23 protein-coding genes and 1 pseudogene are annotated in these 26,544 nt (G+C 63.1%); 18 read left to right on the top strand and 6 right to left on the bottom strand.

Annotated elements, in window-relative coordinates; genetic code table 11:
- Nucleotides 1-7: 7 nt before the first annotated feature.
- Both OCK01_RS19245 and OCK01_RS19240 read right to left on the bottom strand, forming a co-directional pair.
- Complete coding sequence (locus tag OCK01_RS19245; RefSeq protein WP_263825327.1) at nucleotides 8-1,147, bottom strand: aminotransferase class V-fold PLP-dependent enzyme; 1,140 nt, start codon at nucleotides 1,145-1,147, stop codon at nucleotides 8-10.
- Between the two features lie 182 nt (nucleotides 1,148-1,329).
- The gene (locus OCK01_RS19240) at nucleotides 1,330-2,019 is read right to left on the bottom strand and encodes a GntR family transcriptional regulator (RefSeq protein ID WP_182829924.1); all 690 of its coding nucleotides are present in this window, start codon (nucleotides 2,017-2,019) and stop codon (nucleotides 1,330-1,332) included.
- A 214-nt stretch (nucleotides 2,020-2,233) separates the two neighbouring features.
- Here OCK01_RS19240 and OCK01_RS19235 point away from each other — a divergent pair, with 214 nt between their 5' ends.
- Nucleotides 2,234-3,352, top strand: coding sequence for a pyridoxal phosphate-dependent aminotransferase (locus OCK01_RS19235; protein WP_263825326.1), 1,119 nt, complete (start codon nucleotides 2,234-2,236; stop codon nucleotides 3,350-3,352).
- Between the two features lie 104 nt (nucleotides 3,353-3,456).
- Here OCK01_RS19235 and OCK01_RS19230 read toward each other — a convergent pair whose 3' ends face one another.
- Together OCK01_RS19230 and OCK01_RS19225 are read right to left on the bottom strand one after the other, a co-directional pair.
- Nucleotides 3,457-4,479: a LacI family DNA-binding transcriptional regulator gene (locus tag OCK01_RS19230; RefSeq protein WP_263825440.1), complete on the bottom strand. Its 1,023-nt coding sequence runs from the start codon at nucleotides 4,477-4,479 to the stop codon at nucleotides 3,457-3,459.
- Between the two features lie 15 nt (nucleotides 4,480-4,494).
- Nucleotides 4,495-4,761 carry a hypothetical protein gene (locus OCK01_RS19225; protein ID WP_263825325.1) on the bottom strand — a complete coding sequence of 89 codons (267 nt, stop codon included), beginning with the start codon at nucleotides 4,759-4,761 and terminating at the stop codon, nucleotides 4,495-4,497.
- On the opposite strand from OCK01_RS19225, the gene OCK01_RS19220 reads away from it, so the two are divergent.
- From OCK01_RS19220 to OCK01_RS19180, 10 genes and pseudogenes are all read left to right on the top strand, one after another.
- The gene (locus OCK01_RS19220; protein ID WP_263825324.1) at nucleotides 4,760-6,094 is read left to right on the top strand and encodes an ABC transporter substrate-binding protein; all 1,335 of its coding nucleotides are present in this window, start codon (nucleotides 4,760-4,762) and stop codon (nucleotides 6,092-6,094) included. The genes OCK01_RS19225 and OCK01_RS19220 overlap by 2 nt on opposite strands.
- A 99-nt stretch (nucleotides 6,095-6,193) precedes the next feature.
- Nucleotides 6,194-7,141 carry a carbohydrate ABC transporter permease gene (locus OCK01_RS19215; protein ID WP_263825323.1) on the top strand — a complete coding sequence of 316 codons (948 nt, stop codon included), beginning with the start codon at nucleotides 6,194-6,196 and terminating at the stop codon, nucleotides 7,139-7,141.
- Nucleotides 7,138-8,079, top strand: a complete 942-nt coding sequence (locus tag OCK01_RS19210; RefSeq protein WP_182829626.1) for a carbohydrate ABC transporter permease — start codon at nucleotides 7,138-7,140, stop codon at nucleotides 8,077-8,079. Before OCK01_RS19215 ends, OCK01_RS19210 begins: the two co-directional genes overlap by 4 nt.
- A complete protein-coding gene (locus OCK01_RS19205) occupies nucleotides 8,076-8,264 on the top strand; it encodes a hypothetical protein (RefSeq protein ID WP_182829627.1) in 189 nt (62 codons plus the stop codon). Before OCK01_RS19210 ends, OCK01_RS19205 begins: the two co-directional genes overlap by 4 nt.
- 3 nt (nucleotides 8,265-8,267) lie before the next feature.
- Nucleotides 8,268-9,365, top strand: coding sequence for an ABC transporter ATP-binding protein (locus tag OCK01_RS19200; protein WP_263825322.1), 1,098 nt, complete (start codon nucleotides 8,268-8,270; stop codon nucleotides 9,363-9,365).
- Nucleotides 9,340-9,834: pseudogene (locus OCK01_RS26585) on the top strand (ABC transporter ATP-binding protein); the annotation flags it as partial. The gene OCK01_RS19200 and the pseudogene OCK01_RS26585, both read left to right, overlap by 26 nt.
- Nucleotides 9,832-10,353, top strand: a complete 522-nt coding sequence (locus tag OCK01_RS26580; protein WP_412179041.1) for a TOBE domain-containing protein — start codon at nucleotides 9,832-9,834, stop codon at nucleotides 10,351-10,353. The pseudogene OCK01_RS26585 and the gene OCK01_RS26580, both read left to right, overlap by 3 nt.
- An 11-nt stretch (nucleotides 10,354-10,364) precedes the next feature.
- Nucleotides 10,365-11,993: a dihydroxyacetone kinase subunit DhaK gene (locus tag OCK01_RS19190; protein ID WP_263825320.1), complete on the top strand. Its 1,629-nt coding sequence runs from the start codon at nucleotides 10,365-10,367 to the stop codon at nucleotides 11,991-11,993.
- A 227-nt stretch (nucleotides 11,994-12,220) separates the two neighbouring features.
- Nucleotides 12,221-13,957, top strand: coding sequence for an alpha/beta hydrolase (locus OCK01_RS19185; protein WP_263825319.1), 1,737 nt, complete (start codon nucleotides 12,221-12,223; stop codon nucleotides 13,955-13,957).
- A 179-nt stretch (nucleotides 13,958-14,136) separates the two neighbouring features.
- On the top strand, nucleotides 14,137-14,898 hold the full coding sequence (locus OCK01_RS19180) for an SDR family oxidoreductase (protein WP_263825318.1): 762 nt from the start codon (nucleotides 14,137-14,139) through the stop codon (nucleotides 14,896-14,898).
- Between the two features lie 155 nt (nucleotides 14,899-15,053).
- Here the strand turns inward: OCK01_RS19180 and katG are convergent, their stop codons facing one another.
- Entirely contained in the window at nucleotides 15,054-17,225 is a 2,172-nt protein-coding gene (gene katG, locus OCK01_RS19175) for a catalase/peroxidase HPI (RefSeq protein WP_263825317.1), read from the bottom strand.
- Between the two features lie 145 nt (nucleotides 17,226-17,370).
- Here katG and OCK01_RS19170 point away from each other — a divergent pair, with 145 nt between their 5' ends.
- The 7 genes from OCK01_RS19170 to OCK01_RS19140 all read left to right on the top strand — a co-directional run bounded on the left by OCK01_RS19170 (nucleotide 17,371) and on the right by OCK01_RS19140 (nucleotide 25,629).
- Nucleotides 17,371-18,288: a hydrogen peroxide-inducible genes activator gene (locus OCK01_RS19170; RefSeq protein ID WP_263825316.1), complete on the top strand. Its 918-nt coding sequence runs from the start codon at nucleotides 17,371-17,373 to the stop codon at nucleotides 18,286-18,288.
- Between the two features lie 129 nt (nucleotides 18,289-18,417).
- Nucleotides 18,418-19,404: a BMP family protein gene (locus OCK01_RS19165; RefSeq protein ID WP_263825315.1), complete on the top strand. Its 987-nt coding sequence runs from the start codon at nucleotides 18,418-18,420 to the stop codon at nucleotides 19,402-19,404.
- 9 nt (nucleotides 19,405-19,413) lie between these two features.
- Complete coding sequence (locus OCK01_RS19160; protein WP_263825314.1) at nucleotides 19,414-20,823, top strand: amidase; 1,410 nt, start codon at nucleotides 19,414-19,416, stop codon at nucleotides 20,821-20,823.
- On the top strand, nucleotides 20,820-22,340 hold the full coding sequence (locus OCK01_RS19155) for an ABC transporter ATP-binding protein (protein WP_263825313.1): 1,521 nt from the start codon (nucleotides 20,820-20,822) through the stop codon (nucleotides 22,338-22,340). Before OCK01_RS19160 ends, OCK01_RS19155 begins: the two co-directional genes overlap by 4 nt.
- Nucleotides 22,330-23,379 (top strand): ABC transporter permease, encoded by a 1,050-nt coding sequence (locus OCK01_RS19150; protein WP_263825312.1) that lies wholly within the window; start codon nucleotides 22,330-22,332, stop codon nucleotides 23,377-23,379. The genes OCK01_RS19155 and OCK01_RS19150 overlap by 11 nt, the downstream gene beginning before the upstream one ends.
- Complete coding sequence (locus tag OCK01_RS19145) at nucleotides 23,376-24,320, top strand: ABC transporter permease (protein WP_263825311.1); 945 nt, start codon at nucleotides 23,376-23,378, stop codon at nucleotides 24,318-24,320. Before OCK01_RS19150 ends, OCK01_RS19145 begins: the two co-directional genes overlap by 4 nt.
- A 16-nt stretch (nucleotides 24,321-24,336) precedes the next feature.
- Nucleotides 24,337-25,629: an amidohydrolase family protein gene (locus OCK01_RS19140; protein WP_263825310.1), complete on the top strand. Its 1,293-nt coding sequence runs from the start codon at nucleotides 24,337-24,339 to the stop codon at nucleotides 25,627-25,629.
- 33 nt (nucleotides 25,630-25,662) lie between these two features.
- Here OCK01_RS19140 and OCK01_RS19135 read toward each other — a convergent pair whose 3' ends face one another.
- Entirely contained in the window at nucleotides 25,663-26,469 is an 807-nt protein-coding gene (locus OCK01_RS19135; RefSeq protein WP_263825309.1) for a ferredoxin--NADP reductase, read from the bottom strand.
- Nucleotides 26,470-26,544 lie beyond the last annotated feature (75 nt).

Genomic DNA, 26,544 nt, shown 5'->3' with positions numbered 1-26,544 from the left:
CCTCGTCTCAGGCGGACCGGGTCTTTCCCGTCGGCACAATGCGTTCGAGCGCATTGAACAGCTCGTCGACGGCGCTTTCGGACGTTACCACGCCCGGCGAAAGCCGCATGGTGCTGCCGCGCGCGTCGCAATAGATTTCCTCGGCCCGGAGCGCCGAGATAACGGCAGGGGGCTCGATCGTCGAAGGAAGCGTCAACATGACGCTGCCGCCGCGTTCATTGTCGTCGAGCGGCGAAGCGATTTTCCAGCCGAGATCCTTGGCGCGGCCGATGATCTTGTGAGCGGCGCCGAGATTGTTGGCGCGGATGGCGTCGATGCCGCGCTCCATCACCCAGTTGATCCCCGGAAGCGAGGCGACGGAGGCGAGGATGGCGGGCGTGCCGTGGTCGAAGCGGCGCGCGTCGCCGGCGTATTGAAATTTGTCGAGGTCCCAGGAAAACGGATTCTCCTGGCTGAACCAGCCGCGCAATTCCGGCTGGCAGTCGGTTAGCAGGTCGGGGCGAACATAGAGCACGCCAGCCCCGGACGCGCCGCACAACCATTTGAGCGAAGTCGAGACGACGAAATCGATGTCCCCGCCCGACACCGAAAATGGCGCTACACCCACGCCCTGGGTGATGTCGACGCCGACGATCGAGCCCATCGCATGACCATGCGCGGCGAGCCTGTCGACGTCCACCCGGTGAGAGGTGGTCGAGGAGACGAAGGTGAGGAGCGCCAGGCCTACGTCCTCCCGCCAATGGGCGATGAAATCGTCGTCGCGCACCCAGGCTTCGCCCTGGCGGAAAGGCACGGTGTCCAGCGTGAAGCCGAAACGCGGGGCGATGCCGGCGAGGAGAAAATGCAGGCTGGGGAAACAATCGGCCGCCACCAGCACGCGCTTGCCGCGCAGCCGGTCCGCAGGCAGACCGCCTATCAGGCTGTAAAGCGCGGTGGTGACGTTCTCCGCCGTCGTCATCGAACGCTCCGGCGCGTCGATCACGCCGCGCCAGGCGTCGATGAAGCTCTGGCGTTCCGCCAGCGCCGCCGGCCATTGCCCATCGTCTTCCGCCGACCAGACCTGCGAGAAGCGCCCTAGCGCATCGCTCATCTGGGTCGCCTTGCTCGGAAAAGTTCCGATGGAGTGGTAGAGAAAGTACCTGGACATTTCAAGCCTCAACTATTTTGATCAAAAGATCATAATAGCAGGCCTTCGTCAATCTGGTCGCCGCTCGGAAATATGCGTGAGGAGAGATTTTTTGCCATTACGATAAAATTTGTTGAAAAAACAGACGCTTACCATATTGGGGCTACATTTCCGCGGTTTGGCGGGCGCGGATGGGGACGATCTCATGCGTCGATCAGGCTGCGCAGCAGATCTTGCGTGTCCCTGATGTCGGCGACCATCTCCTCCCGCGCCCGTCCGGCGTCGCGCTGGCGCATGGCGGCGATGATTCTGCGGTGATGCACGGTGTAGGATCGAAAATCCTCGGTGGCCATGCGCGGCTCGACATAGGCCGAGAGCATGCGCATATAGGGACCGTAGCGCAACCAAAGCGTGTCGATCAGCTGGACCAGAACTTCAGACCGGGAGGCGCTGTAGACCCGGTAGTGGAATTCACGGTTGAAATCCAGCATCTCGAAGACCTGGCCCTTCTCGGCGCAGCGTTCATGAGCGGACACCACGTCATCTAGCGCGTCGATCTCCTCCGGCGTCACCAGCTGCGCAGCCAGCTCCGTGGCGAGACCTTCGATTGATGCGCGGGCGCGGCAGAGGTCGTCGAGCCGGGCGATGCTGACCGGAGGCACCCGGGCGGAGCCGTTGCGCGCCACTTCCAGCGCGTTCTCGGCCGCCAGCCGTCTGAGAGCCTCGCGGACGGGCATGTGACTGGTGTCGAAGGACTGCGAAAGCGAGGCGATCGTCAGCACCTGGCCCGGATCGAACCGCCCTAGAAGCAGAGCCTCTCGCAACTTGACGTAGACCGCGTCCTGAACCGTAACCCGTGCCAGAACAGGACCGAAATTCTCGTCCAACGCCAATGTGCGCCCCTTTGCCGTCTCGCCGCCGATACCCCGTACGGAAAATCTAGCCGCCGAAAAGATCAAAAACAAGCGACAATATCATTTGATCAAATGCTCAAGATTCGTTAGGTCGGGGTAAGGCGCGGTTCAGGGCGCCGAACGCCAGTCATCGGGATCAGACATGCCACGCTTCGCGAAACGGATTACGCAGACTTCCCCCAAGAGCTTCGGAATGTTTCAGAAGGCGGCGGCTCTGGCGTCGTCGGGACGCGATCTCATTCATCTCGAACTCGGACGCCCCTTTCATGACACGCCGGCGCATATCAAGGACGCGACGGTCAGGGCGCTTCGCGACGGGCTTGTCCACTATTCTGACTTGCGCGGCGAGCCGGCCCTGCGCACGGCCTTGCAGGCGAAGCTCAGGGACTACAACAAGATCACGGTGTCGCCAGACGAGATTCTGATGACCAACGGCCTGACCCAAGCCTCTTTCGTCGCCTTCATGGCGTTGCTCGACGAGGGCGACGAGGCGATCCTGCTGGAGCCCTATTATCCCCAGCACATCAACAAGATCGAGATGACCGGCGCAAAAGTGGTCCTCGCGCCGCTCGACAAGCATGACGATTTTGCGATCAAGCGGGAGTTGATCGCGCCCCTCATCACGCCGCGCACGCGCATGATCGTGCTGGTCAATCCCTCCAATCCGACGGGGCGGGTCTATTCACGGGCCGAGCTCGAAATTCTCGCGGACCTCGCCACAGCGCATGATCTTGTGGTGGTCTCCGACGAAGTCTATGAACAGATTCTCTTCGACGGCGCCGAACACGTTTCCATCGCTTCGCTGCCGGGCATGAAGGAGCGCACCATCTCGATGTTCGCCTTCACCAAGGCCTATGCGATGGATGGCTGGCGCCTCGGATATATCGCCGCCGACGCGAGCATGATGCCGGCGTTGCTCAAGCTGACGGCCAACGAGATCACCCACGTCAACACCTTCATCCAGTACGGGGCGCTGGCGGCGGTCACCGGCGATCCCGAGATCCTGGACGCCATGGTCGCGGACGACAGGCGCAAACGCGACCTGGTGGTGAGCCGACTCAACCAGATGCCCGGCGTCACCTGCCGGAGCCCCGAAGGCACGATCTACGCCTTCCCCAATATCAGCGGCACGGGCCTGAAGTCCCAAGACGCGGCAGATCGCATTCTCGAAAAAACCGGCGTGGTCGTCGAAGCCGGCGGTTTCTACGGCGCGGCCGGGGATGAACACCTGCGCGTCTGTTTCGGCTCGGAGAGCTATGAGCGGCTGGAGCAGGCGATGGATCGGTTGAGCGGGTTCTTCAACGGGCTGTGACGAGTTTGCCGGGCGTGCGGGTGAAGTGAAGAGCGTCGCATGAGACGCCTTGCGCCACCATGCGCCATACACCGGTGGTCGATGTTGCGCGCGAAGGCGGCCGATCAGATGTTTTCCTTCAGCAAGACCTCGATACGGATCTTTTCCTGTGAGGCGATCGGCTCGCGTTGTTCGAGCCGCGCCCGCATGATGCGGATCGCGCTACGCACGGCGTGGCCCGGGTCCTGGGCGATGATCGCATCGATGCGCTCGTCCTTCAGCGCCTCTTCGCTGAACGGAGTCCGCTCATGCGCGACGATGGTCAGGCGCTGCGGGTCCGCGAATTCCTCCACCGCCGAGAGCGGCGCGCGCGCCTCCGAGCTCAATACATAGACGGCCCGGATATCCTGGTGATGCTCGAGCAGGCGGCGGATCACCTGGCGGGCGCGCTTCTCATCGCCATAGGTTTCGAGCGAGGGCAGGGCGCTCAGATGCGGGAAGCGCGTGTTGATGATGCTGTCGAAGCCCAGGCGCCGTTCGATGCTGTCCTGCGCCATCATGGTTTCGGCGACCACCATGATCTTGCCCGGCTTGTCGCCCAGAAAACGGCCGATGATCTTGCCGGCGGTCGCGCCGGCGGCGTGGTTGTTGACGCCCACGAAATCCGCGTCGTCTAGTTTTTCCTGGCCTGACAGGAATTGCACGACTTTCACGCCGCGCTCGATCAACCGCGCCATGGCGTCTCGCGCCTGCGGCGATTCCGGCGCCATGATGGCCACGCCGTCGACTTGGTCTGGATCGAGCCCCGTCAGATATTTCGCGAGAGCATAGGGATCGCCGGCCGGCGCCTGGACCACGTCGACATCGGTCAGATCGGCGCGGAGCGCGTCGCGCGCTTCCTCGACCTGGGCCAGAAGGGCGCCGAGATACTGGTCCCCGGCGATCGGCAGCACGAAACGGAAGCGATAAATCCTGTTGCGCGCCAGATTGACGGCTGCCGGATTGCGGATGAAGCCGATCCGCTCGATGGCCTCGTTGACCTTTCGCGCCGCTTTCTCGCTGACATTGGGCCGGTCGTTGAGCACGCGATCCACCGTGGCGAGGCTGACGCCTGCTGCTTCGGCGAGGTCCTTGGCGGTGGGTCTCATCATGGCGAATGGCGTTCACTGGGTTTGATCGGGAAAGACTTTTCCAACAATTTCAAGAGAAAAGCAAGAAATTGACGTGCGCACCTCAAAATTAACTTGCGCTGAGGTGCGCACCTCAATTATAGACTTGCGCCAGGAGATGGTGATGGACGGCAGGAAGCGCAAAAGCGCCCCGGGCTTTGGAGGAAGCCGCCGCGTCGCGCATGTCTTGAGGTCGTCGCCCGGAGGGGGCGGCATTTCTCCCGATGGAGGTCGGGAGCCAGTGAGGGAGGAGAAGGTCATGACATCGGCATTCCTGAAAACCACCGTCGCCGCCGGCGCGCTCATCGCCGCCAGCCTGACGGGCGCCACCGCCGCCAAGGCGGACGAATTGACGCTCTGCTGGGCGGCTTGGGACCCGGCCAATGCGCTGGTTGAGCTCAGCAAGGATTTCGAGGCGAAATCCGGTCACAAGATGAAATTCGAATTCGTGCCATGGCCGAACTTCGCCGACCGCATGCTCAACGAGCTCAACTCCGGTGGTAAGCTCTGCGACCTGATGATCGGCGACAGCCAGTGGATCGGCGGCGCGGCCGAGAATGGCCAATATGTGAAGCTCAACGATTTCTTCGACAAGGAAGGAATCAAGATGGAGAACTTCATTCCCGCCACCGTGGTCGGCTATGCCGAATGGCCGAAGAACACGCCGAATTACTGGGCGCTGCCGGCTTTCGGCGACGTGGTCGGCTGGACCTATCGCAAGGACTGGTTCTCTCGTCCCGAGCTTCGCGAAGAGTTCAAGACCAAATATGGCCGCGAGCTCGAAGTCCCCAAGACTTTCGCCGAGCTGAAGGACATCGCCGAATTCTTCCAGAAGCGCGAGATCGACGGCAAGACCGTCTATGGCGCGGCTGTTTATACCGAGCGCGGCTCCGAGGGCATCACCATGGGCGCCATGGACGTGCTCTACAGCTTCGGCTTCGAGTATCAGAATCCGCAAAAGCCCTATGAAATGGAAGGCTTCGTCAATTCGCCGCAGGCGATCGCCGGCCTCGAATATTACAAGGCGCTTTACGATTGCTGCACGCCGCCGGGCTCCTCCGACGCCTATATGTCGGAAAATATCGACGCCTATAAATCCGGTCAGGTCGCGCTGCAGATGAACTTCGCCTTCATCTGGCCGGGCATCCATGCCGATCCGAATGTCGGCGGCGACAAGTCGGGCTATTTCCCCAATCCGGCCGGACCTGACGGCAAGCAGTTCGCACAGCTGGGCGGGCAGGGCATCTCTGTTGTCGCGGCGTCGAGCAAGCAGCAGGCGGCGCTCGAATATATCAAGTGGTTCGCCCAGCCCGAGATCCAGCAGAAATGGTGGTCGCTCGGCGGCTATTCGGCGCTGCGTTCGGTGGTCGAGGATCCGTCATTCGCCACCAGTCAGCCTTATGCGCAGACCTTCCTCGATTCCATGGCGATCGTGAAGGATTTCTGGGCCGAGCCTTCCTACGCCTCGCTGTTGCAGGCGTCGCAGAAGCGCTTCCACGACTATGTGATCGCCGGCCAGGGCACCGCCAAGGAAGCGCTCGACGGTCTGGTCAAGGACTGGACCGAAGTCTTCGAAGACGAAGGCAAGCTCTGATCTCTCCGGATCGCCTCGCGCGATCCGCCAGCGGAGCCGGCCATGCCGGCTCCGCGCCTAGAAGCCATTCGATATCAGTGTTTAAAAGCAGGTGCAGCCATGTCCGAGAGCGCCATCGATCGCCTCGCGCGCGTCACGCCGCCCGGGGTTTCCAGACGGGTCCGGGGCATGTCCGACCGCGCCATCGCCTGGATCTTCGTGACGCCGACGATTATTCTCCTGCTCGCGGTCAACATATTCCCGCTCATCTGGACGGTCAGGCTGAGCTTCACCAATTTCCGCGTCAATCGCCCCAATGAAGCGCCGCAATTCGTGGGCTTGAAGAATTACCAGCGCATCTTGACGGACGGCGATATCTGGCTGACGATGCAGGCCACCGCGCATTTCCTGTTCTGGACAATCGCGCTGCAGGTGCTGATCGGCTTTTCGCTCGCCTATCTGATCAACAAGAAGTTTCGCGGCAACGATCTCTGGACCACGATCATCGTGCTGCCGATGATGCTGAGCCCGGCGGTGGTCGGCAATTTCTGGACCTTTCTCTATCAGCCGCAGATCGGCCTGTTCAATTACGTCGTCGGCTTCTTCACCGGGCTGGATCCCTCGAGCTTCACCATGATCGGCGATGTCTCGCTCGCCCCCTGGTCGATCGTCATCGTCGACACCTGGATGTGGACGCCGTTCGTGATGCTGATCTGCCTGGCCGGGCTGCGCTCCATTCCCGACAGCATCTACGAGGCGGCGGAATGCGACCGGGCCAGCAAATGGCGGCAGTTCTGGACGATCACCATTCCGCTGGTGCTGCCCTTCCTGATGCTGGCGATCCTGTTTCGCGGCATCGAGAATTTCAAGATGTTCGACCTCGTCGTGCAATTGACCGGCGGCGGCCCCGGCTCGATCACCGAACTCACCTCGATCAATCTCAAACGTGAAGCCTTCGAGAAATGGCGCACCGGCTACGCCTCGGCCTATGCGGTGATCCTGTTCGTGACGGTGTTCGGCCTCGCCTCGATCTATGTGAAGGCGCTCAACAAGGTGAAAGAACGATGAGCAGCTATTCCGTCACCGAACCCTCGCTTCGGCAGAAATGGGTGGCCGGCGCGCTGGTGATCTTTTACGCGGTCGTCACCATCATGCCGCTTGTCTGGATCATCGCCACCGGATTCAAGACGCCGTCCGACGCCATCGCCTATCCGCCGAAAGTGTTGTTCACGCCGACGCTCGAAGGCTACGTCAATCTCTTCACCACCCGAACCCGGGTCTCGGAAGAGGATCTCAAGGCGCTTGGCGAGCCGAAGACCTGGTATGAGGCGCTGGTGCGCAAGGACGGGTTGGTGATCGCGGGTCCCTCGCGTTACGGCGAGCGCTTTTACAATTCCGTGGTCATCGGTTTCGGCTCGACGCTGCTCTGCATCGTGCTCGGCACGGCCGCCGCCTACGCCTTTTCGCGCTTCAAGGTGCCGCTCAAGGACGATCTGCTATTCTTCATCCTGTCGACGCGGATGATGCCGCCGATCGCGGTGGCGATCCCGATCTTCCTGATGTTCCGGTCTCTCGGATTGAGCGACACCCATGCCGGGCTGATCCTGCTCTACACCGCCGTCAACCTCTCGCTGTCGGTCTGGCTGCTCAAGGGCTTCATCGACGAGATCCCGATCGAATATGAGGAAGCGGCGCTGATTGACGGCTATACCCGCTTCCAGGCCTTTTACAAGGTCGTGCTGCCGCAGGCGGTCACCGGCATCGCTTCGACCGCGATCTTCTGCCTGATCTTCGCCTGGAACGAATACGCCTTTGCGGTGCTGTTGACGTCCGGCACGGCGCAGACCGCGCCGCCCTTCATCCCCACCATCATCGGCGTCAGCGGCCAGGATTGGCCGGCGGTCGCGGCGGGAGCGACGCTCTTCCTCGTGCCGGTCGTGGTCTTCACGATCCTGCTTCGCAAGCATCTGCTGCGCGGCATCACATTCGGAGCGGTGAGAAAATGAGCCGGTTTCTAAGGGGACTGCGCCGTTTCAGGCGCAATGAATGGGAGTTTCTGGCATCGGGTCTCATCGCGCTCGGCGTGCTGATGATGATGCAGCCCTTCGCCATGGCGCTCTACAGCTATTCCTTCGTGGTGACGCTCACGGGAACGGTCATGTTCGTCGTCGTCAGTCATTTTCCGGAGTAGAGCATGGCGCAGATCAGAATCGAAAAGCTGCGCAAGGAGTTTGGAAGCTTCACCGCGGTGCAGGCGTCGAGTTTCACCATCGAGGACGGCGAGTTCTTCATGCTGCTCGGTCCCTCGGGCTGCGGCAAGACCACCACTTTACGCATGATGGCGGGTCTCGAACTGCCGACCGCCGGCGAAATCTTCATTGATGGCGACGAAGTCGGCATGAAGCGCGCCAGCCAGCGCGATATCGCCTTCGTCTTCCAGATGTTCGCGCTTTATCCGCATATGAATGTCCGCCGCAACATCGCCTATCCGCTGTTGAGCCAGGGCGTGGCCAAGGCCGAGGTCAAGACGCGGGTCGAGGACGTCGCGCGTATTCTGCGGATCGAATCCATCCTCGACAAGCCGGTCGGCGGCCTGTCGGGCGGCGACCGCCAACGCGTCGCGCTCGGCCGCGCCATCGTCCGCCGGCCCAAGGCCTTCTTCATGGATGAGCCGCTCGGCGCGCTCGACGCCGAGTTTCGCGAGCACATGGCCGAAGAGCTGCGCGCGTTGCATGACCGGATCGGCGCCACCACTGTCTACGTCACCCATGACCAACTCGAAGCCATGCAGATGGGCGACAAGATCGCGGTGATGAACCACGGCGTCGTCGAGCAATTGGGGCCGCCCCAGCAGATCTATGACTGGCCGGCGACCCGCTTCGTGGCGGATTTCATCGGCTCGCCGCCGATGAATTTTCTGGAGTTCCAAGGCATGATCGGCATCGGCGGCGATCACGTGGTGCTCGACGGCCAAAGGATCGCGGTGCCGACATCGAGACAGGGCGCCGAGGGCGCGCTGACGCTCGGGGTCCGCCCGGAACATGTCCGCCTTTCCGACGCCTCTCCCTATCGCGCCCGGATCGAGGCTGCGGAGTATCTGGGAACCACGCAGATCGTCCGCCTCGCCACAGCCAATGGCCCGATCAAGGCTCGGATCTCGTCCGCCGATGTGGTCAGGCCCGGCGAGACGGTCGGCCTCGATTTCGACAGCCGCACGCTGACACTGTTTGCCGGCGAGCGCGGCCGCGCTTTGGTGTCCGAAGCGAATGAAGGAGTGCTGGTTCATGGCTGAGGTGGTGTTGCATGCGATCACCAAGAGCTTCGCCGGCCACAAGGCCCTCGACGACGTCTCCATGACCGTGGCCGACGGCTCCTTCGTCGTCCTGCTCGGCCCCACCGGCGCCGGAAAAACCACCACGCTGCGCGTCATCTCCGGATTGGAGGAACCCGACGGTGGTGATGTGCGGATCGGCGGCCGCCCGATGAGAGGTCTTTCGCCGGCCGAGCGCAATGTGGCGATGGTCTTCCAGCAATATTCGCTCTATCCGCATCTGACCGTGCGAGATAATCTAGCCTTTCCACTGCGCTCGCCGCTTCTGAAGACGCCGCCGGCGGAGATCGAACGCAAGGTGGCGGCGGTGGCGGAGACACTGCGCATCTCGCATAAGCTCGACAACAAGGCGACAGCCCTTTCGGGCGGCGAAATGCAGCGGGTGTCGATCGGCCGGGCGCTGGTGCGCAATCCCGAAATCTATCTCATGGACGAGCCGCTGAGTTCGCTGGACGCGAAACTCCGCGCCGATCTCCGCGTCGAGCTGAAGAGCATCCAGGCCAATTCCGGCGCGACGCTGCTCTATGTCACGCATGATCAGGTGGAGGCCATGACCATGGCGACGCATGTCGGCGTTCTCGATCACGGACGACTGGTGCAGTTCGGCCCGCCGCGCGAGGTCTATGAGCAACCCGTAAGCCTTTACGCCGCAGCGCGGTTGGGGCAGCCGCGCATCAACATCGTTCCCGCCAGTCTCTTTCCCGCGCCCCCGGCCCGCGCCGCCCATATCGGCCTTCGACCCGAACATATCCGGCTCGGGCAAGGGGAGGAGAGTCTGGTCAACCGTGTGGAGCGGCTGGGCGACCAGACGCGGCTCCATCTCTCGTTCCGCGGGCAGAGCATCGTCACCGTCGTCGAACCGCACACCGCCTTGCGGAGCGGCGACATCGTCAAGATCGAACCCGTCGCGCCGCTCTATTTCGACGCCGACGGCGCGCGACTGATCTAAGGGAGGACCTCATGGCGCAGTTCATCAACAAAAAGGAAGAGGTTGTCATCGAGGCCGTGGACGGCCTCTTGGCCACATCCTCAGTGCCGCTCGCCCGGCTCGACGGCTATCCGCATATCAGGGTCGTGGTTCGGGCGGATTGGGACAAGTCCAAGGTGGCGCTGGTGTCGGGCGGCGGCTCGGGCCATGAGCCCGCCCATGCAGGTTTCGTCGGCGAGGGGATGTTGACGGCGGCCGTTTGCGGCGATGTCTTCGCTTCGCCGAGCGTCGATGCGGTGCTGGCCGGCATCCTCGCCGTGACTGGTCCGGCGGGTTGCCTGCTGATCGTCAAGAACTACACCGGCGACCGGCTGAATTTCGGCCTCGCCGCCGAACGCGCCCGCGCCTTCGGCCTCAATGTCGAAATCGTCATCGTCGACGACGACATCGCGCTGCCGGATCTGCCGCAGGCGCGCGGCGTCGCGGGCACGCTGTTCGTCCACAAGATCGCCGGCGCGCTCGCCGAAGACGGCGCGGATCTCGAAACAGTGGCTGCGGCGGCTCGGCGGGTGATTTCGGGCGTCAAGAGCATCGGTATGTCGCTGGACACCTGCACGGTGCCGGGTTCGCCCAAGGAGGATCGTATTCCCGCCGGCATGGCCGAGCTGGGTCTCGGCATTCATGGCGAAGCCGGCGTCGAACAGGTGGACTTCTCCGGCGCTCGATCGGCGATGTCCGCCGTCGCCGGCAAGCTCGCGGCTGCGATCGGCGAGGGGCGGCATGTGGCGCTGATCAACAATCTCGGCGGCGCCTCGGTCCTGGAAATGTCTGTTCTCGCCCATGAACTCGTCCGCTCGTCGATCGGCTCTCACATCGGCCATGTCGTCGGCCCGGCGGCCATGATGACCTCGCTCGACATGCGCGGCTTCTCGATTTCGCTCTATGCGGCCGACGACGCCGAGATCGCGGCTCTGACGCGTCCCGTTGGCCCTTCCGGCTGGCCGGGACTGTCGCCGGTCCGGCCGGTGACTGTGATCGCTCTGCCGGACGGGCTGGCGCCGGTGATGCCGCTGGCTTCCGATCACGCGCCGACGCGCGCCTTCCTCACCGAATGCTGCAATGTGCTGATCGCCTGCGAGCAGGATCTGAACGCGCTCGACGCCCGCTCCGGCGATGGCGACACCGGCTCCACGCTTGCCGGCGCGGCCAAGGCGTTGGTCAGCGCGATGGACAGGCTTCCGCTGTCGGACCACACCCAATTGCTGCGCGCCATCGGGCTCGAACTCAGCCAGACCATGGGCGGTTCGTCCGGCGTGTTGCTGGCGATCTTCTTCGCCGCCGCCGGCGACGGCGCGTCCAGCGGCCTGCCGTTGCGCGAGGCGCTGAAGGCGGGTCTGCTGCGCATGCAGGAAATCGGCGGCGCCCGTGTCGGCGACCGCACCATGATCGACGCGCTAGCGCCGGCGCTCGACGCCTTGGAGCAGGGTTTCGCTCCCGCCGCCGAGGCCGCTCGTGCAGGAGCCAATCACACGGCGACCCTCGTCAAGGCGAAAGCGGGCCGAGCGGCCTATATTAACGCCAGGCAGTTGCTCGGCTATGCCGATCCCGGCGCGGAGGCCGTGGCTCGTCTGTTCGAATATCTTGCGCGGGTGGCGCCATGAAAGGACGATGGCCTATCGAAGCGGTTCCTTTGCCTGGTGGTATCCGCCGGGACTAGTGAACGACGTTTTTTCAACGACCGCATCTCGGCGTTTTTACGGACAGGACGAGCAATTTTCGTCCAAGGATTAGCGAGAGTTTCGATGGCGCCACTTTTGTGTGCTTGACAGGTCGTCATACCATGTGAAGAACGCTTAGTCGTTCATCAATTTTGCTCGAGCCCTTTCAGATGCCCACTGATACGCATGATCTGATCGCGGCGATCTATGCCGCTACTTTGTCTCCAAGCGATTTTTTCCGCATTCTCGACAATCTGGATTCATTGTTGTTTCTCGGCGAGGACAGCGAGTTCGACCGGGCGGCCGGATTGAGCGATGCGGCGCTGTCGCATATCGAAATGGCGCGTTCGATTCAGGAACGTATCGGCGGCGCGCGGACGCAGCATCAAAAACTGAGCGCCATCGTCGAGGCTGTGCCCAACCCTTCCTACATCATCTCCAGGACCGAAGCCGTGGTCGCAGCCAATGCGATGGCGACGTCCAAATATGGTCAGGCGCCCGCGTTGCTCAAGGATCTCGTTGCCGTCGGCGATGTCCAGAAGCATCTTCGCGACTATCTGCGTCATGACAACGCCGGCGCTGCGCATGCGATCGCCGGGCAATCCGACCCTTCGCGCAAGGGGCAGACCAGCGTGCTCATCAGCCGGATCGATTCCGAAGTGACGGGTGGCGTCGGACAAATGTATTTGCTGTCGATCATCGATTTCGGTTTCGACGAAGCCGTGACCGAACTGTTCCGCGCGGCCTATGGCTTGACCCATGCCGAATGTCAGGTGGCGGTGCTCGTGGCGAGCGGCCTGCGGCTGTCGGACATTGCCGCCGAGCGTGAGGTGGCGCTCGATACGGTCCGCAGCCAGATCAAGACGATCAAGAACAAGACTTCGACCCGCGACCTGCCCGCGCTCGTCAGACTGCTCTGCGGCTTTTCCGCCAGCGTTGCGGGCCAGACTGGTCGTCAGGCCGGGGATTTCAAGATCACCGGCGGCGCGCCGATGAAAATCCGCCGGCAGTTTTCGTTGCGCAGCGGTCGCCAAATAGACTTCGTCGAACAGGGCGCTGCGGATGGCAAGCCTGTGCTGATGTTTCACAATCTGCCTTATGGCGTGGAATTGCCGGAGGCGGCGATCAAGCAGGCGCATGCGGAGGGGTTGCGGATCATCGCGCCATTCCGCCCGGGAATGGGCGCGACCGATTACGTCCAGCACGCCGATCTGAACGAACTTCTCGACAAAGCGGCTGATGATTGCGATGAATTGCTGCGCCATCGCGGCGTCTCGTCGGTGGTCGCGGTCAGCCATGCGGCCGGTTCGCCATTCGCCTTGCGTTTCGCCTCCCGCCATCCCGAGCGGGTCAATCGGCTGATCGGCGTCGCGCAGGCGCCGGGATGGCGGCCAGAATGGATCAATGATCTGCCGCAGCGCCAACGGTTTGTCGTTCGGTTGGCCAAACATTTCCCGCAGGTGCTGCCGGTGGTGATCTGGTCGATGCTCGCCTGCTTGGACAGCCCCTACGCCAGTGAATTCGTCCGGCATGGCTGTCGGGATGGCCGCGCCGACAGCCGCGCCGTCGAGGATCAGGAAATCGTCGATCTGATCACCAAGGGGTCGGTCGACGCGCTCAAGCGCGGTGTCGCCGGATTGTGCCAGGAATGTCAGGTCCTGCAGTGTAATGGGGTCGAGGAGGCTCGCCGCTCGCCGCACAAATTCCATTTGTTGCACGGAGACGACGACAGAATCATTCCCGTCGCGCACAGCCTCGCTTTCGTCGACGATGTGCCGGGCACCACGATCGATATCGTCAAGGGCGCCGGCCAACTGCTGTTCTACAGCCACTGGCGCCATGTCTTCGACGCCATTACAGCGTCGTCGCGACAACCGCACATGGATCTCGCAAGCCAGTATGCGTGACGGATAAACCTCCAAAGGAGGCGGATATAGGCGTGGCTGACGATTCAATCCGGCGGCGCAGGTTTGTTTCCTACATATTCGCTTGTATCTTGCTCCCTGCCAGAGCGGGTCGGGGGCGACCGCGCCGTTGACCGATATACTTTGCGCGATAGAATTTCGGCGATAGCGAGGAAAGTTTCATGTTGGATTTATTCCGTCTCGATGGCGCGCTCGCCGTGGTGACAGGCTCGAGCCAGGGCATCGGCCTTGCTTTGGCGAAAGGTCTGGCGGCGTATGGCGCCCGCGTGGTGATCAATGGACGCGGAGCGGGAAAGGTGGCTCAGGCTGTGGAGTCGCTTCGGCGAGACGGTTATGAGGCGCATGGCCGGGTTTTCGATGCGGCCAGCCCGGTGGTGGCGTCTGCAATCGATGCGATCGAGGCCGAGCTCGGTCCGATCGACATCCTCGTCAACAATGCCGGCATGCAGTTTCGCGCGCCACTCGCGGACTTTCCGTCCGACAAATGGGAAGAGCTTCTCAAAACCAATATTTCCAGCGTCTTCTACACCAGCCAAGCGACGGCCCGACACATGATCGCGCGCGGCCGGGGAAAGATCATCAATATCGGTTCGGTGCAGAGCGAACTCGGCCGTCCCTCGATTGCGCCCTACACCGCCACCAAAGGCGCGGTGAAAAATCTGACGCGCGGCATGTGCGCCGATTGGGCGAGGCATGGCCTGCAGATCAACGGCATCGGCCCTGGCTATTTCAAGACGCCTCTCAATCAGGCGCTGGTCGATGACCCCGACTTTACGGGTTGGCTCGAAAAAAGAACCCCCGCCGGTCGCTGGGGCGACGTTGAAGAATTGATCGGGGCGGCGGTATTTCTCGCAAGTCCGGCGTCTTCTTTCGTCAATGGCCACATGCTGTATGTCGATGGCGGCATCACCACCTGCCTTTGACCAGCCGCCTCGGCGCGTTTTGATCGCCTTCGCCATGCCGACTGGACGGCGTGCGGTTTTGCAGGTCTTCGGCGGCGCGCCCCCGCTGAATAAAACGGCCCTCTCTCCGGTCAGGAGAGAGGGCCGCTTCGTGACGAACTAACTGTTCTCGGCGATTACGCCAGATCGAAGCGATCGGCGTTCATCACCTTGGTCCAGGCCGCGGCGAAGTCGTGGACGAACTTCTCCTTGGAGTCGTCCTGGGCGTAGACTTCGGCATAGGCGCGCAGCATGGCGTTCGAGCCGAACACCAGATCGACGCGCGTCGCCGTCCACTTCACCGCGCCGGTCTTGCGGTCGCGAATCTCGTAGAGATTGTCGCCGGTCGGAACCCAGCTATAGGCCATGTCCGTCAGGTTGACGAAGAAGTCGGTCGTCAGCGCGCCTTCGCGGTCGGTGAAGACGCCGTGCTTGGCGCCGCCATAGTTTGCGCCGATGGCGCGCATGCCGCCGATCAACGCCACCATCTCAGGCGCGGTGAGGCCCAGCAACTGGGCGCGGTCGAGCAGCATTTCCTCGGGGCTGACGACATAGTCCTGCTTTTGCCAGTTGCGGAAGCCGTCGGCCAGCGGTTCGAGATAGCTGAACGAGTCGACATCCACCTGATCCTGGCTCGCGTCGCCGCGGCCGGGAGCAAAGGACAGTTCGATCGCAACGCCCGCGGCCTTGGCGGTCTGTTCGACGCCGACATTTCCGGCGAGCACGATGACGTCGGCGATGCTGGCGCCGGTTTCAGCCGCGATCGGTTCGAGAGCCGAAAGAACCTTGGCGAGGCGCGCCGGCTCGTTGCCAGCCCAATCCTTCTGCGGAGCCAGGCGAATGCGCGCGCCGTTGGCGCCGCCGCGCATGTCCGAGCCGCGATAGGTGCGGGCGCTGTCCCAGGCGGTGGCGACGAGCTCGGCGACCGAAAGACCGGATGCGGCGATCTTCGCCTTGACGGCGGCGACGTCGTAGTCGCTGCGGCCGGCCGGGGTCGGGTCCTGCCAGATCAGATCCTCGGCCGGAACATCCGGGCCGATATAGCGGGACTTCGGGCCCATGTCGCGATGGGTCAGCTTGAACCAGGCGCGGGCGAAGGCGTCGGAGAAGGCGTCGAAGTCGTTCATGAAGCGCAGCGAGATCTCCCGATAGATCGGGTCGACCTTCAGCGCCATGTCGGCGTCGGTCATCATCGGATTGTGGCGGATCGACGGATCCTCGACATCGACGGGCTTGTCTTCCTCCGCGATGTTGATCGGCTCCCACTGCATCGCGCCGGCCGGGCTTTTGCGCAGCTCCCAGTCATGCTTGAACAGCATGTCGAAAAAGCCGTTGTCCCACTGGGTGGGATGCGTGGTCCAGGCGCCTTCGAGACCGCTGACAACGGTGTCGCGGCCGATGCCGCGGCCCTTCAGATTCATCCAGCCCAGGCCTTGGAATTCAGGATCGGCCATTTCCGGATCGGGGCTCAGGTTGGTCGCGGAGCCGTTGCCATGCGTCTTGCCGACCGTGTGGCCGCCGGCGGTCAGCGCCACGGTTTCCTCGTCGTCCATGCCCATGCGGGCGAAGGTTTCGCGCATCATCGCCGCCGTCGCCAGCGGATCGGACTTGCCGTTCACGCCTTCCGGGTTGACGTAGATGAGGCCCATCTGCACGGCGGCGAGCGGATTGGCGAGCGTTTCCGGTTTGGTCACGTCGGCATAGCGGTTGTCGCTGGGCGCGAGCCATTCCTTCTCGTCGCCCCAATAGGTGTCCTTTTCGGGGTGCCAGATATCTTCGCGGCCGAAGGCGAAGCCGAAGGTCTTGAGGCCGGCGACCTCATAGGCGATCGTGCCGGCGAGCATGATGAGGTCCGCCCAGCTGATCTTGTTGCCGTATTTCTTCTTGATCGGCCACAGCAGGCGGCGGCCCTTGTCGGTGTTGACGTTGTCCGGCCAGGAATTGAGCGGGGCGAAGCGCTGGTTGCCGTTGCCGCCGCCGCCGCGGCCGTCCGTCACGCGGTAGGAGCCGGCGGAATGCCAGGCGGTGCGGGCGAACATGCCGACATAGCTGCCCCAGTCGGCGGGCCACCAATCCTGACTGTCGGTCACGAGCGCGCGGACATCGGCTTTCAACGCTTCGATATCAAGCGTCTTCAGCTCTTCGCGGTAATTGAAATTCTTGCCCAACGGGTTCGTCTTGACGTCGTGCTGATGCAGAATGTCGAGATTGAGCGCATTCGGCCACCAGTCGGTGTTGGCCGCCTTGTGCGATGTGTGGCCGCCATGGGCCACCGGACATTTGCCGACGATTTTCGGATGTTCGTTCATATGTGATTTTCCTTCCCTTCTTGCTGCCTGGCAGAGCCGCAGCCGCCCGTTCTGTTGGCGGGTCCCTCAACCCGTGAGCTCCTTCTAGATCATCCCAAGCATAAAATATAATTGCATTTTCTAAAGGTTCCGATAGGAAAATCTAATGGCCAACCTCTCCATGAAACATCTCAAATATTTCGACGCACTCGCCCGCCACGGCCATTTCGGACGGGCGGCGGCCGATTGCGCCGTGACACAGCCGGCTTTGTCGGTGCAAATCAAGGAGTTGGAGGATCTTCTCGGCGCGCCGCTGGTGGAGCGCGGAGCGCGTCAGATAAGGCTGACCGCGCTCGGAGAGACTGTGGCGGCGAGAGCGCGGGACGTGCTCACCTCCGTCGAGGAGATCGTCAATCTGACGCGGGGCGCGAATGGCGATTTCATGCGCGAATTGCGCCTTGGCGTCATCCCCACGATCGCCCCCTATCTGCTGCCGGCGCTGATCAAGGCGCTCGCCGCCCGCTATCCGGATCTCGATGTCCGGCCGCGCGAAACCGTGACCCAGCGGCTGATCGCCGATCTCGGCGATGGCAAGCTGGACGCCGCCATCGTCGCCCTGCCGGTGTCGGAGCCGTCGCTCACCGAAACGCCACTGTTCGAAGAGGAATTCGTGCTGGTTCGGCCGCGCGAGGACGCCGCCAAGCCCGTTCCCAACCCGCAGGCGCTGCGCGAAATGCGATTGCTTCTTCTGGAGGAGGGACATTGCTTCCGCGAGCAGGCGCTGTCTTTTTGCGATATAGCGCCGCCTGCGCCGCGCGACCTCATGGAGGGAAGTTCGTTGTCCACGCTCGTGCAGATGGTCGGCGCGGGCATCGGCATCACGCTGATTCCGCAGATGGCCGTCGCCATCGACATCCGCTCGGCCTCGGTTTCCGTCGCCCGCTTGGGCGATCCCAGTCCATCGCGCATGGTGGGCATGGTCTGGCGCAGGAGCAATCCGCTTGCCGCGCAACTGCAACAGATTTCCGACATCGTGCGTGAGGAGGGGCTGCGGCTTCTTTCGGAATTCAGGGGCGGCCGCTGACCCGCTGCCTTTGATCGCCAGCGATTGAGACAGCATGGCTGACTAAAAAATCGCCATTCATCCGCCTTGACACATTTTTGGGCCGCCATTAACAATTTTCACCAATTGGTAAAAAATGGGGAACCAAAAATGTCTAGCCAATTCAAACTGTCGCGTCGCTCCGTGCTCGCCTCGGGCCTCGCGCTCGGCGCATCCTCCTTCATTCCCTCCGTGCACGCCGCCGAACCGATCAAGGTCGCCGGCATCCACGGCTCTCCGGTCGAAAATGCCTGGAATTCGGTGCTGCACAAGGCGCTGCAGGACGCCGCCAAGGAAGGCGCGATCGATTATGTGTTTTCCGAAGGCGTATCCGGCACGGATTATCCGCGCGCCATGCGCGAATATGCCGAACAGGGCGCAAAGCTGATCATCGGCGAAACCTTTCCGGTCGAAAAGCAGGCTCGTGAAGTGGCGGCCGACTATCCCGAGACCGCCTTCGTGATGGGATCGAGCGGCAAGGAAGCCGGCGAGAATTTCGGCGTGTTCGGCACCTGGAATTTCGACGGCGCCTATCTCGCCGGAATGCTGGCCGGCAAGATGACCAAGTCGAATGTGGTCGGTTCGGTCGGCGCCATGCCGATCCCGGAAGTCAACATGCTGATCAACGCCTTTGCGGCGGGCGTGAAGGCCGTCAATCCGGACGCCAAGCATCTCGTCACCTTCATCGGCACCTTCTTTGATCCACCCAAGGCGCGCGAAGCGGGTCTGGCGCAGATCGACGCCGGCGCCGACATCCTGTTCGGCGAACGCATCGGCACGGCCGACGCCGCCAAAGAGCGCGGCATCAAGTCGGTCGGTTCGCTGATCGATTACACGCCGCGTTATCCCGACACCGTTTTCGCCAATGCGCTGTGGAATTTCCGCCCGATCCTCAACGCCGCGCTCGCCGATGTCGCCGCCGGCAAGCCGACCGGCCGCGACTACACCGCTTACGGCCTGATGAAGGAAGGCGGCAGCGACATCGTTTACGTCAAGGGCGTGGCTCCCGCCGACGCCGAAGCGGCGATGGAAAAGGTTCGCGCGGAAATCAAGTCCGGCACCTTCGAAGTCCCACGGATCATGGACGAGCCCAAGTAAGCCTCGATCATGCAGGAAGACGCCACCAGCCTCGCGGAGGCGATCGCAAATGGTCGCCTCGCCTCTGTCGAGGCGATGCGGGCTTCCCTCTCGGCAGCCGATAAGGCTGTCGATCTGGGTTCTATCGCCTATCGCGACGACGGCAAAGGCCTTGCCGCCGCCCAGGCGATCGATGCTTTGCCATTGTCCGCGCCTGAGCGCGCGGCCATGCCCTTCGCCGGCGTGCCCACGCTCGGCAAGGATCTCGGCGGTCCATTCGCCGGCTTTCCCATGGCGGCCGGGTCGCGGCTCATGGCGCGGCGGGGCGGTTTTGTCGATTCCGATCTCGCGGAACGGTACCGGAGCGCGGGCTTCTGCCTGTTCGGCCTGACCACCAGCCCCGAATTCGGCCTGTCGCTCGCCAGCGAGCCGGACATCGGTCCCATTGCCCGCAATCCGCTGTCGCCGGAACTCTCGGCCGGAGGCTCCTCCGGCGGAGCCGCAGCTGCGGTCGCGTCGGGCATTGTCAGCATCGCGCACGCCACCGACGCGGGCGGATCGATTCGCGTGCCCTCCGCCTGCTGTGGTCTCGTCGGCTTGAAGCCGAGCCGGGGGCTGATGCCGGCCGGGCCGCATTTCGGCAATCACCTCGCGGGGCTGGCCACCGAACTCGCGGTCTGCCGCTCGGTGCGCGACAGCGCCGCCATGCTCAGGCTGTTGTCCGGCGAGGCGAGAGGACCATTCCCCCCCGTGGCGCTGGCAGCGCCTGGCGATGGGCCGATGCGCATCGGTCTTCTGACCGACACCGGGGACGAGTTCCCAACAGATCCAGACCGCGCCCAGGCGATCGAAGACGCCGCTCGTCATCTCGAGCAGGACGGCCACCGCATCGTCCCCATCTCGTTTTCGCAGATTGACGCGGCGGCGGCCAGCAGCCGGCGCGCCTTCGTCGATATCGTCTGCATCAACCTCGCCGATACGATCGCACAGTTTAGTCTCGACGCGACCAAGACCGAGCGGCTGACCCAGGCGGTGATCGAGCGCGGCCTCGGCATGAACGCCGGCGCAGTGTGGCGTAGCCTCAACGCGATGGTCATCGTCAGCCGCGACCTCTGGCGTCTGTTCGACGGCATCGACTGCCTGCTCACGCCGATCCTGTCGTCCGCGCCGTTGCCGGTCGGCTCCTTCCCGAGCGATCACGTCGATACGGATCTGCATTTCGGCCGCATGGCCGCGTTTTCGCCGCTTGCGGCGCTCGCCAACGCGTCGGGTTTCCCGGCTCTGACTCTGCCTTTCGGCAGCGACGCCAAGGGCTTGCCGCTGCCGGTGCAAGTGATGGCTCCGATGGGCGGCGATTACAGGCTCTTGCGTCTCGCCGCGCGTCTGGAGCAGGATGAACGCTGGACGCATCGTTTCCCGATCGCAGGAATGACCGCATGAGCGCTTCCGTTCTCGACATTGTCGGCGTCAGCAAGCGTTTCGGCGACAATCTCGCTAATGACGATATTTCGCTGTCACTGGGTCGGGGCGAGATTGTCGCGCTGCTCGGTGAAAACGGCGCTGGCAAGACCACGCTGATGAGCATCCTGTTCGGCCATTATACGCCCGACAGCGGCCATATCCGGATCGACGGCCGCGATCTGCCGCCGGGAAAGCCGCGCGACGCCATCCGCGCCGGCATCGGCATGGTGCATCAGCATTTTTCGCTGGCGCCCAATTTGACCGTGCTCGAAAATGTCATGACCGGAACCGAAAGCCTGTGGTCGCTCGGCTCCAAACGCGCCGAGGGCCGGGCCAAACTGATGGCGATTTCCGAGCGCTTCGGCCTGAAGACCGATCCGGACGCCCGGTTGGGCGATCTCTCGGTCGGCGAACAGCAGCGCGTCGAGATCCTCAAGGCGCTTTATAACGATGCCCGCATCCTCGTGCTCGACGAGCCAACGGCTGTTCTGACACAGATCGAGGCGGAACGCCTGTTCGCGATCCTCAAGGACATGGCGCGCCAGGGTCTGTCGCTGATCTTCATTTCGCACAAGCTCGACGAAGTCATGTCCACCGCCGACCGCGTCGTCGTGCTGCGCGGTGGACGGCTTGTCGCCGAACGTAAAGCGGCCGAGACCAGCAAATCCGAACTCGCGGAACTGATGGTCGGGCGCAGCGTGTCGCGTCCAGTTCGCGAGGCCTCGACGCCGGGCGCGGTCGTGCTTGAGGCAGCCCGCGTCACCATCCGTCAGGGCGGCGTCGACAAGTTGAAAGCGGTGGATTTCCGCCTCCGCGAGGGCGAGGTTCTCGGCGTCATCGGGGTATCCGGCAATGGCCAGGCGCAACTGGCGCAGATGCTGTCGGGCACGCTGCCCTGGACGTCAGGCGACATCCTCCTGTTCGGCCAGACCGTCGAACGGCTGACGGTGTCAGATGCGGTCGCGGTGGGCATTGGGCGCATCCCCGAAGATCGCAACAAGGACGGCGCGATCGGCGAAATGGCGATCTGGGAAAACGCCGTGCTGGAACGCCTGTCGAAATTTTCGAAAAACGGTCTGGTCGACCGCAAAGCCGGCGCCGCCTTTGCGCAGGAGATTATCGGCAAGTTCGACGTGCGCGGCGGCTCGCCAACCAGTCGCATCCGGCTGTTGTCGGGCGGCAATATGCAGAAGCTCATTCTCGGTCGCAATCTCATCGAACGGCCGAAAATCCTGATCGCCGCGCAGCCGACGCGCGGGCTCGACGAAGGCGCGGTCGCCGCCGTGCATGCGCGTATTCTGGAGGCGCGTCGCCAGGGCGCGGCGGTGCTGCTGATTTCCGAAGATCTCGACGAAGTCATGGCGCTCGCCGATCGCATCCAGGCCATTGTCGGCGGCAGGCTTTCGCCGCCGATCTCCGCCGAACAGGCATCGACGCGAAAACTTGGGCTGATGATGGCGGGCGAATGGGATAGTGAGGTGGCGCATGCGGTTTGAACGCCGTGAACACAGGCCGCTAGCGCTGGTCGTGGCTACGCCGCTGATCGCCATTGCCGCCGCCATGGCGATCGCCGGGGTGCTGATCGCGATTGCCGGCGGGCCGGTTCTGGAGGCCTATTGGTTGATCCTCAAGGGCGCCTACGGCTCCAGGCTGTCCGCCACGGAGACGCTGACCCGCGCCGCGCCGCTGATCCTGACCGGGCTTGCCGCAGCCGTGGCGTTTCGCGCCCAGCTCTGGAATATCGGCGGTGAAGGCCAACTCTATCTCGGCGCCATCGCGGTCGCGTGGATGAGTTCGCATGTTCTGGGTGATTTGCATCCTGCAATCCAGATCCCGTTGTTGCTGGTCTTCGGCGCCATCGCCGGCATGGTCCTGCTGCTGGCGCCGCTTTGGCTGAGACTGCGCTTTTCGGTCGATGAAGTGGTGACGACGCTGCTTTTGAATTTTGTCGCAGTCCTGTTCGTCTCGATGCTGATCGACACGGTGCTCAAGGATCCAATGGCTTTCGGCTGGCCGCAGTCGCAATCGGTCGCCGATCAGGCGATGCTGCCGAAGTTGCTCTCGCGGTCGCGGTTGCATCTCGGCCTGGTCATTGCGATTGCGTTGGCCGTCGTCCTGCATTTCATTCAGTCGCGCACGGTGTTCGGCATGCAGTCGCGGGCGGCCGGGCTTAATCCGCAAGGCGCGGTCTTCGCGGGCGTGCCTCTCGGGCGCACATTGGTGATGGTCGCCTGCCTGTCGGGTGGGCTCGCAGGTCTTGCGGGCGCGATCGAGGTGATGGGCGTCAAGGGTTACGTGACCACGGATCTGTCGCCGGGGTACGGCTATTCCGGCATCGTCGTCGCCATGCTCGCCAATCTCAATCCGCTCGGCGTCGTACTGGCCGGATTGTTCACCGCCACCATGTTCGTCGGCGCGGATGGCATGAGCCGCAGCCTCGGCATCCCCAGCTATATCGCCGATGTGATCGTGGCGCTGTCGCTGCTCACCATGCTGATCGCCGTCTTTTTCACCCAATACAGGATTCGCCGATGAGCGCGCTGTTCGACATCGTCGCCTCCGCCGGCCTCTGGGCCGCCGTGCTCAGGATCGCGACACCCCTGATCCTCGGCACGCTGGGCGCGCTGCTGTGCGAGCGGGCGGGCGTGCTCAATCTCGGCATCGAGGGGATCATGACCTTCGGCGCGATGATCGGTTGGCTCGCGGTCTATAACGGCGCCGATCTCTGGACCGGTTTCCTGATTGCGGGGATCGCCGGCGGCGTCTTCGGTCTGCTGCATGCCGGCCTGACCGTGACGCTCGGCCTGTCGCAGCATGTCTCCGGCCTGGGCGTCACGCTGTTTGCGTCGAGTTTCAGTTACTACGTCTTTCGCCTCATGGTGCCGGTCGCCGGCACCCCGCCGACAATCGAGCCCTTCAAACCGATTTCGATCCCCGGCCTGAGCGATATTCCCTTCATCGGACCGGCGCTGTTTTCCCAGACGACGCCCACATACGCCGCCATTCTTCTCGCAATCGGGCTGGCCTATATGCTGTTTCGCACCCCGCTCGGGCTAGCGATCCGCATGACGGGGGAAAATCCGCATGCGGCGGATGCGCAGGGCGTCAACCCCATGGCGGTGCGTTATGGCGCCGTCATTGCCGGCAGCGCCCTGATGGGCATGGCGGGCGCGTTTCTGACATTGTCGGCCTTCAACAGCTTCTTCCCGACCATGGTGCAGGGGCGCGGCTGGATCTGCATCGCGCTCGTGGTGTTTTCGTCTTGGCGGCCGGAACGGGCGCTGTTGGGCGCATTGCTGTTCGCCTTTTTCGACGGATTTCAGCTCAGGCTGCAGACGACGCTCGGCGGCGCCGTGCCTTATCAGCTGTTCCTGATGATCCCCTATGTCCTGTCGATCGCGGCGCTGGCGGTCATGGCTCGGCGCGCCCGCGTTCCCCAGGCGCTGATGCAACCCTATCGGCGCGGCGAGCGCTGACCTCCGGAGAGTGACCATGTTCGATCTGATCATCCGCAACGCCAATCTGCCCGATGGCCGCCAGGGCTGGGATATCGGTCTCAAGGGCGGCAAGATCACTGCGATCGAGAAGAGTATCGTTGCCGAGGCGGGCGAGGAGATCGACGCGTCGGGCCGCCTCGCCAGCCCGCCCTTCTGCGATCCGCATTTCCACATGGATGCGACGCTGTCGCTCGGTATGCCCAGGATGAATGTCTCCGGCACGCTTCTGGAGGGCATCGCGCTCTGGGGCGAATTGCGGCCGCTCCTGACCAAAGAGGCGGTGGTCGAGCGGGCGCTGCGCTATTGCGATCTCGCCGTCAGCCAGGGTCTTCTCTATATCCGCAGCCATGTCGACACCTCTGATCCCCGGCTGGTCACGGCCGAGGCGTTGATCGAGGTGCGCGAGCGCGTCGCGCCCTATATCACGCTGCAGCTGGTCGCTTTTCCGCAGGACGGCTATTTCCGCGCGCCGGAAGGTGAAAAATCGCTGGAGCGGGCGCTGGACATGGGCATCGATATCGTCGGCGGCATCCCGCATTTCGAACGCACGATGGATGACGGGCGACGCTCGCTGGAAGCGCTGTGCCGCATCGCCGCCGAACGCGGCCTGCCGGTCGATATCCATTGCGACGAGACCGACGATCCCATGTCGCGACATATCGAGACGCTGGCGGCGGAAACGATCCGCTATGGCCTGCAAGGCCGAGTCGCCGGCTCGCATCTCACCTCCATGCATTCCATGGACAATTACTACGTGTCGAAACTCATTCCGCTGATGGCGGAGGCCAAGATCAACGTCATCCCCAATCCGCTGATCAACATTATGCTGCAGGGCCGGCACGACACCTATCCGAAACGGCGCGGCATGACACGGGTGCGTGAATTGATGGCGGCGGGCCTGAACGTGTCCTTCGGCCAGGATTGCACCATGGACCCCTGGTATTCGATGGGCTCGGCCGACATGCTCGAAGTCGGCCATATGGCCATCCATGTCGCGCAGATGGGCGGGATCGAGGACAAGAAGAAGATCTTTGAGGCGCTGACCGTGAATTCCGCCAGGACCATGGGATTGGAAGGCTATGGCCTGGAGGTCGGCTGCAACGCCGATCTCGTCGTGCTGCAGGCGGCAGACGTGATCGAGGCGCTGCGGCTGAAGCCGACGCGGCTTTATGTCGTCAAGAGCGGCAAGGTCATTTCCCGCTCTCAGCCGCGCATCGGCGAATTGTTCCTCGACGGTCGCCCCGCCAGCATAGATCCGGGGCGTGACTACGTGCCGAAGATGGCTTGAGGATGATGGCGCTCCCGAAGGAGCGCCAAGAGATCAGCCGACGAAGGCGCGCTCCACCACGAAGGTTGCCGGCGCATTGTTCGCGCCCTCTTCGAGGCCGAAGCTCTCCAGAACATACTTGGTCTCGTTCAGCATCGCCATCGAGCCGCAGATCATCGCCCGGTCGGTTTCGGGCGAAATCGCGGGCAGGCCGAGATCGGAAAACAGCTTGCCATTGCGCATGAGATCGGTGACGCGGCCCATGCGAGGCGAGGCCTCGCGGGTCGTCGTGGTGTGGAGCCTGAGCTTGCCCGCCGAGCATTCGCCGACCAGCGGGTCCTCCGCCAGAGCTTCCACCAGTTCCGTGATGTAAGTGAGTTCGGCGACCTCGCGGCAGGTCTGCACCAGAATGACCTCTTCGAACTTTTCATAAGTCTCGGGATCGCGCACGAGGCTTGCAAATGGCGCGACGCCTGTGCCGGTCGAGAAGAGATAGAGCCGCTTGCCGGGCAGCAACGCGTCCAGCACCAGCGTGCCCGTCGGCTTTTTGCGCATCAGTACGGTGTCGCCGGGAATGATTTTCTGGAGATGTTCGGTCAGCGGACCGTTCTCCACCTTGATGGAGAAGAATTCCACTTCCTCGTCCCAGGATGGGCTCGCCACCGAATAGGCCCGATAGACAGGCTTTTCGGCGTTGGGCAGGCCGATCATCACGAATTCGCCCGAGCGGAAGCGGAAAGCGGCGGGGCGGGTGATCCGGAATGAAAACAGCCGGTCGGTGTAATGCTTCACGCTGACCACGCGCTCGGCGAAAACATTGTCAGGAATGGGGAAGGCGGGTGCGGAGACGAGGGCGTCCATGACGGGCTCCTGTGGATAGATTGTTTGTATACGAATTAATTGCATGCAAGTTGTCTTGGGGCGGCGTCCGGCGGC

The sequence above is a fragment of the Rhizobium sp. TRM95796 genome (assembly GCF_025779995.1).
Lineage (GTDB): Bacteria > Pseudomonadota > Alphaproteobacteria > Rhizobiales > Rhizobiaceae > Rhizobium_E.
The sequence above is the reverse complement of the archived record's forward strand: the minus strand, read 5'-3'. Positions and strand labels throughout refer to the sequence as shown.

What these genes read in the sequence shown, in the direction of transcription:
- OCK01_RS19245 (WP_263825327.1), bottom strand. Translation starts at nt 1,147, where the DNA reads ATGTCCAGGTACTTTCTCTACCACTCCATCGGAACTTTTCCGAGCAAG.
- OCK01_RS19235 (WP_263825326.1), top strand. Translation starts at nt 2,234, where the DNA reads ATGTTTCAGAAGGCGGCGGCTCTGGCGTCGTCGGGACGCGATCTCATT.
- OCK01_RS19230 (WP_263825440.1), bottom strand. Translation starts at nt 4,479, where the DNA reads ATGAGACCCACCGCCAAGGACCTCGCCGAAGCAGCAGGCGTCAGCCTC.
- OCK01_RS19220 (WP_263825324.1), top strand. Translation starts at nt 4,760, where the DNA reads ATGACATCGGCATTCCTGAAAACCACCGTCGCCGCCGGCGCGCTCATC.
- OCK01_RS19225 (WP_263825325.1), bottom strand. Translation starts at nt 4,761, where the DNA reads ATGACCTTCTCCTCCCTCACTGGCTCCCGACCTCCATCGGGAGAAATG.
- OCK01_RS19215 (WP_263825323.1), top strand. Translation starts at nt 6,194, where the DNA reads ATGTCCGAGAGCGCCATCGATCGCCTCGCGCGCGTCACGCCGCCCGGG.
- OCK01_RS19210 (WP_182829626.1), top strand. Translation starts at nt 7,138, where the DNA reads ATGAGCAGCTATTCCGTCACCGAACCCTCGCTTCGGCAGAAATGGGTG.
- OCK01_RS19205 (WP_182829627.1), top strand. Translation starts at nt 8,076, where the DNA reads ATGAGCCGGTTTCTAAGGGGACTGCGCCGTTTCAGGCGCAATGAATGG.
- OCK01_RS19200 (WP_263825322.1), top strand. Translation starts at nt 8,268, where the DNA reads ATGGCGCAGATCAGAATCGAAAAGCTGCGCAAGGAGTTTGGAAGCTTC.
- OCK01_RS26580 (WP_412179041.1), top strand. Translation starts at nt 9,832, where the DNA reads ATGGACGAGCCGCTGAGTTCGCTGGACGCGAAACTCCGCGCCGATCTC.
- OCK01_RS19190 (WP_263825320.1), top strand. Translation starts at nt 10,365, where the DNA reads ATGGCGCAGTTCATCAACAAAAAGGAAGAGGTTGTCATCGAGGCCGTG.
- OCK01_RS19185 (WP_263825319.1), top strand. Translation starts at nt 12,221, where the DNA reads ATGCCCACTGATACGCATGATCTGATCGCGGCGATCTATGCCGCTACT.
- OCK01_RS19180 (WP_263825318.1), top strand. Translation starts at nt 14,137, where the DNA reads ATGTTGGATTTATTCCGTCTCGATGGCGCGCTCGCCGTGGTGACAGGC.
- katG (WP_263825317.1), bottom strand. Translation starts at nt 17,225, where the DNA reads ATGAACGAACATCCGAAAATCGTCGGCAAATGTCCGGTGGCCCATGGC.
- OCK01_RS19170 (WP_263825316.1), top strand. Translation starts at nt 17,371, where the DNA reads ATGGCCAACCTCTCCATGAAACATCTCAAATATTTCGACGCACTCGCC.
- OCK01_RS19165 (WP_263825315.1), top strand. Translation starts at nt 18,418, where the DNA reads ATGTCTAGCCAATTCAAACTGTCGCGTCGCTCCGTGCTCGCCTCGGGC.
- OCK01_RS19160 (WP_263825314.1), top strand. Translation starts at nt 19,414, where the DNA reads ATGCAGGAAGACGCCACCAGCCTCGCGGAGGCGATCGCAAATGGTCGC.
- OCK01_RS19155 (WP_263825313.1), top strand. Translation starts at nt 20,820, where the DNA reads ATGAGCGCTTCCGTTCTCGACATTGTCGGCGTCAGCAAGCGTTTCGGC.
- OCK01_RS19150 (WP_263825312.1), top strand. Translation starts at nt 22,330, where the DNA reads ATGCGGTTTGAACGCCGTGAACACAGGCCGCTAGCGCTGGTCGTGGCT.
- OCK01_RS19145 (WP_263825311.1), top strand. Translation starts at nt 23,376, where the DNA reads ATGAGCGCGCTGTTCGACATCGTCGCCTCCGCCGGCCTCTGGGCCGCC.
- OCK01_RS19140 (WP_263825310.1), top strand. Translation starts at nt 24,337, where the DNA reads ATGTTCGATCTGATCATCCGCAACGCCAATCTGCCCGATGGCCGCCAG.
- OCK01_RS19135 (WP_263825309.1), bottom strand. Translation starts at nt 26,469, where the DNA reads ATGGACGCCCTCGTCTCCGCACCCGCCTTCCCCATTCCTGACAATGTT.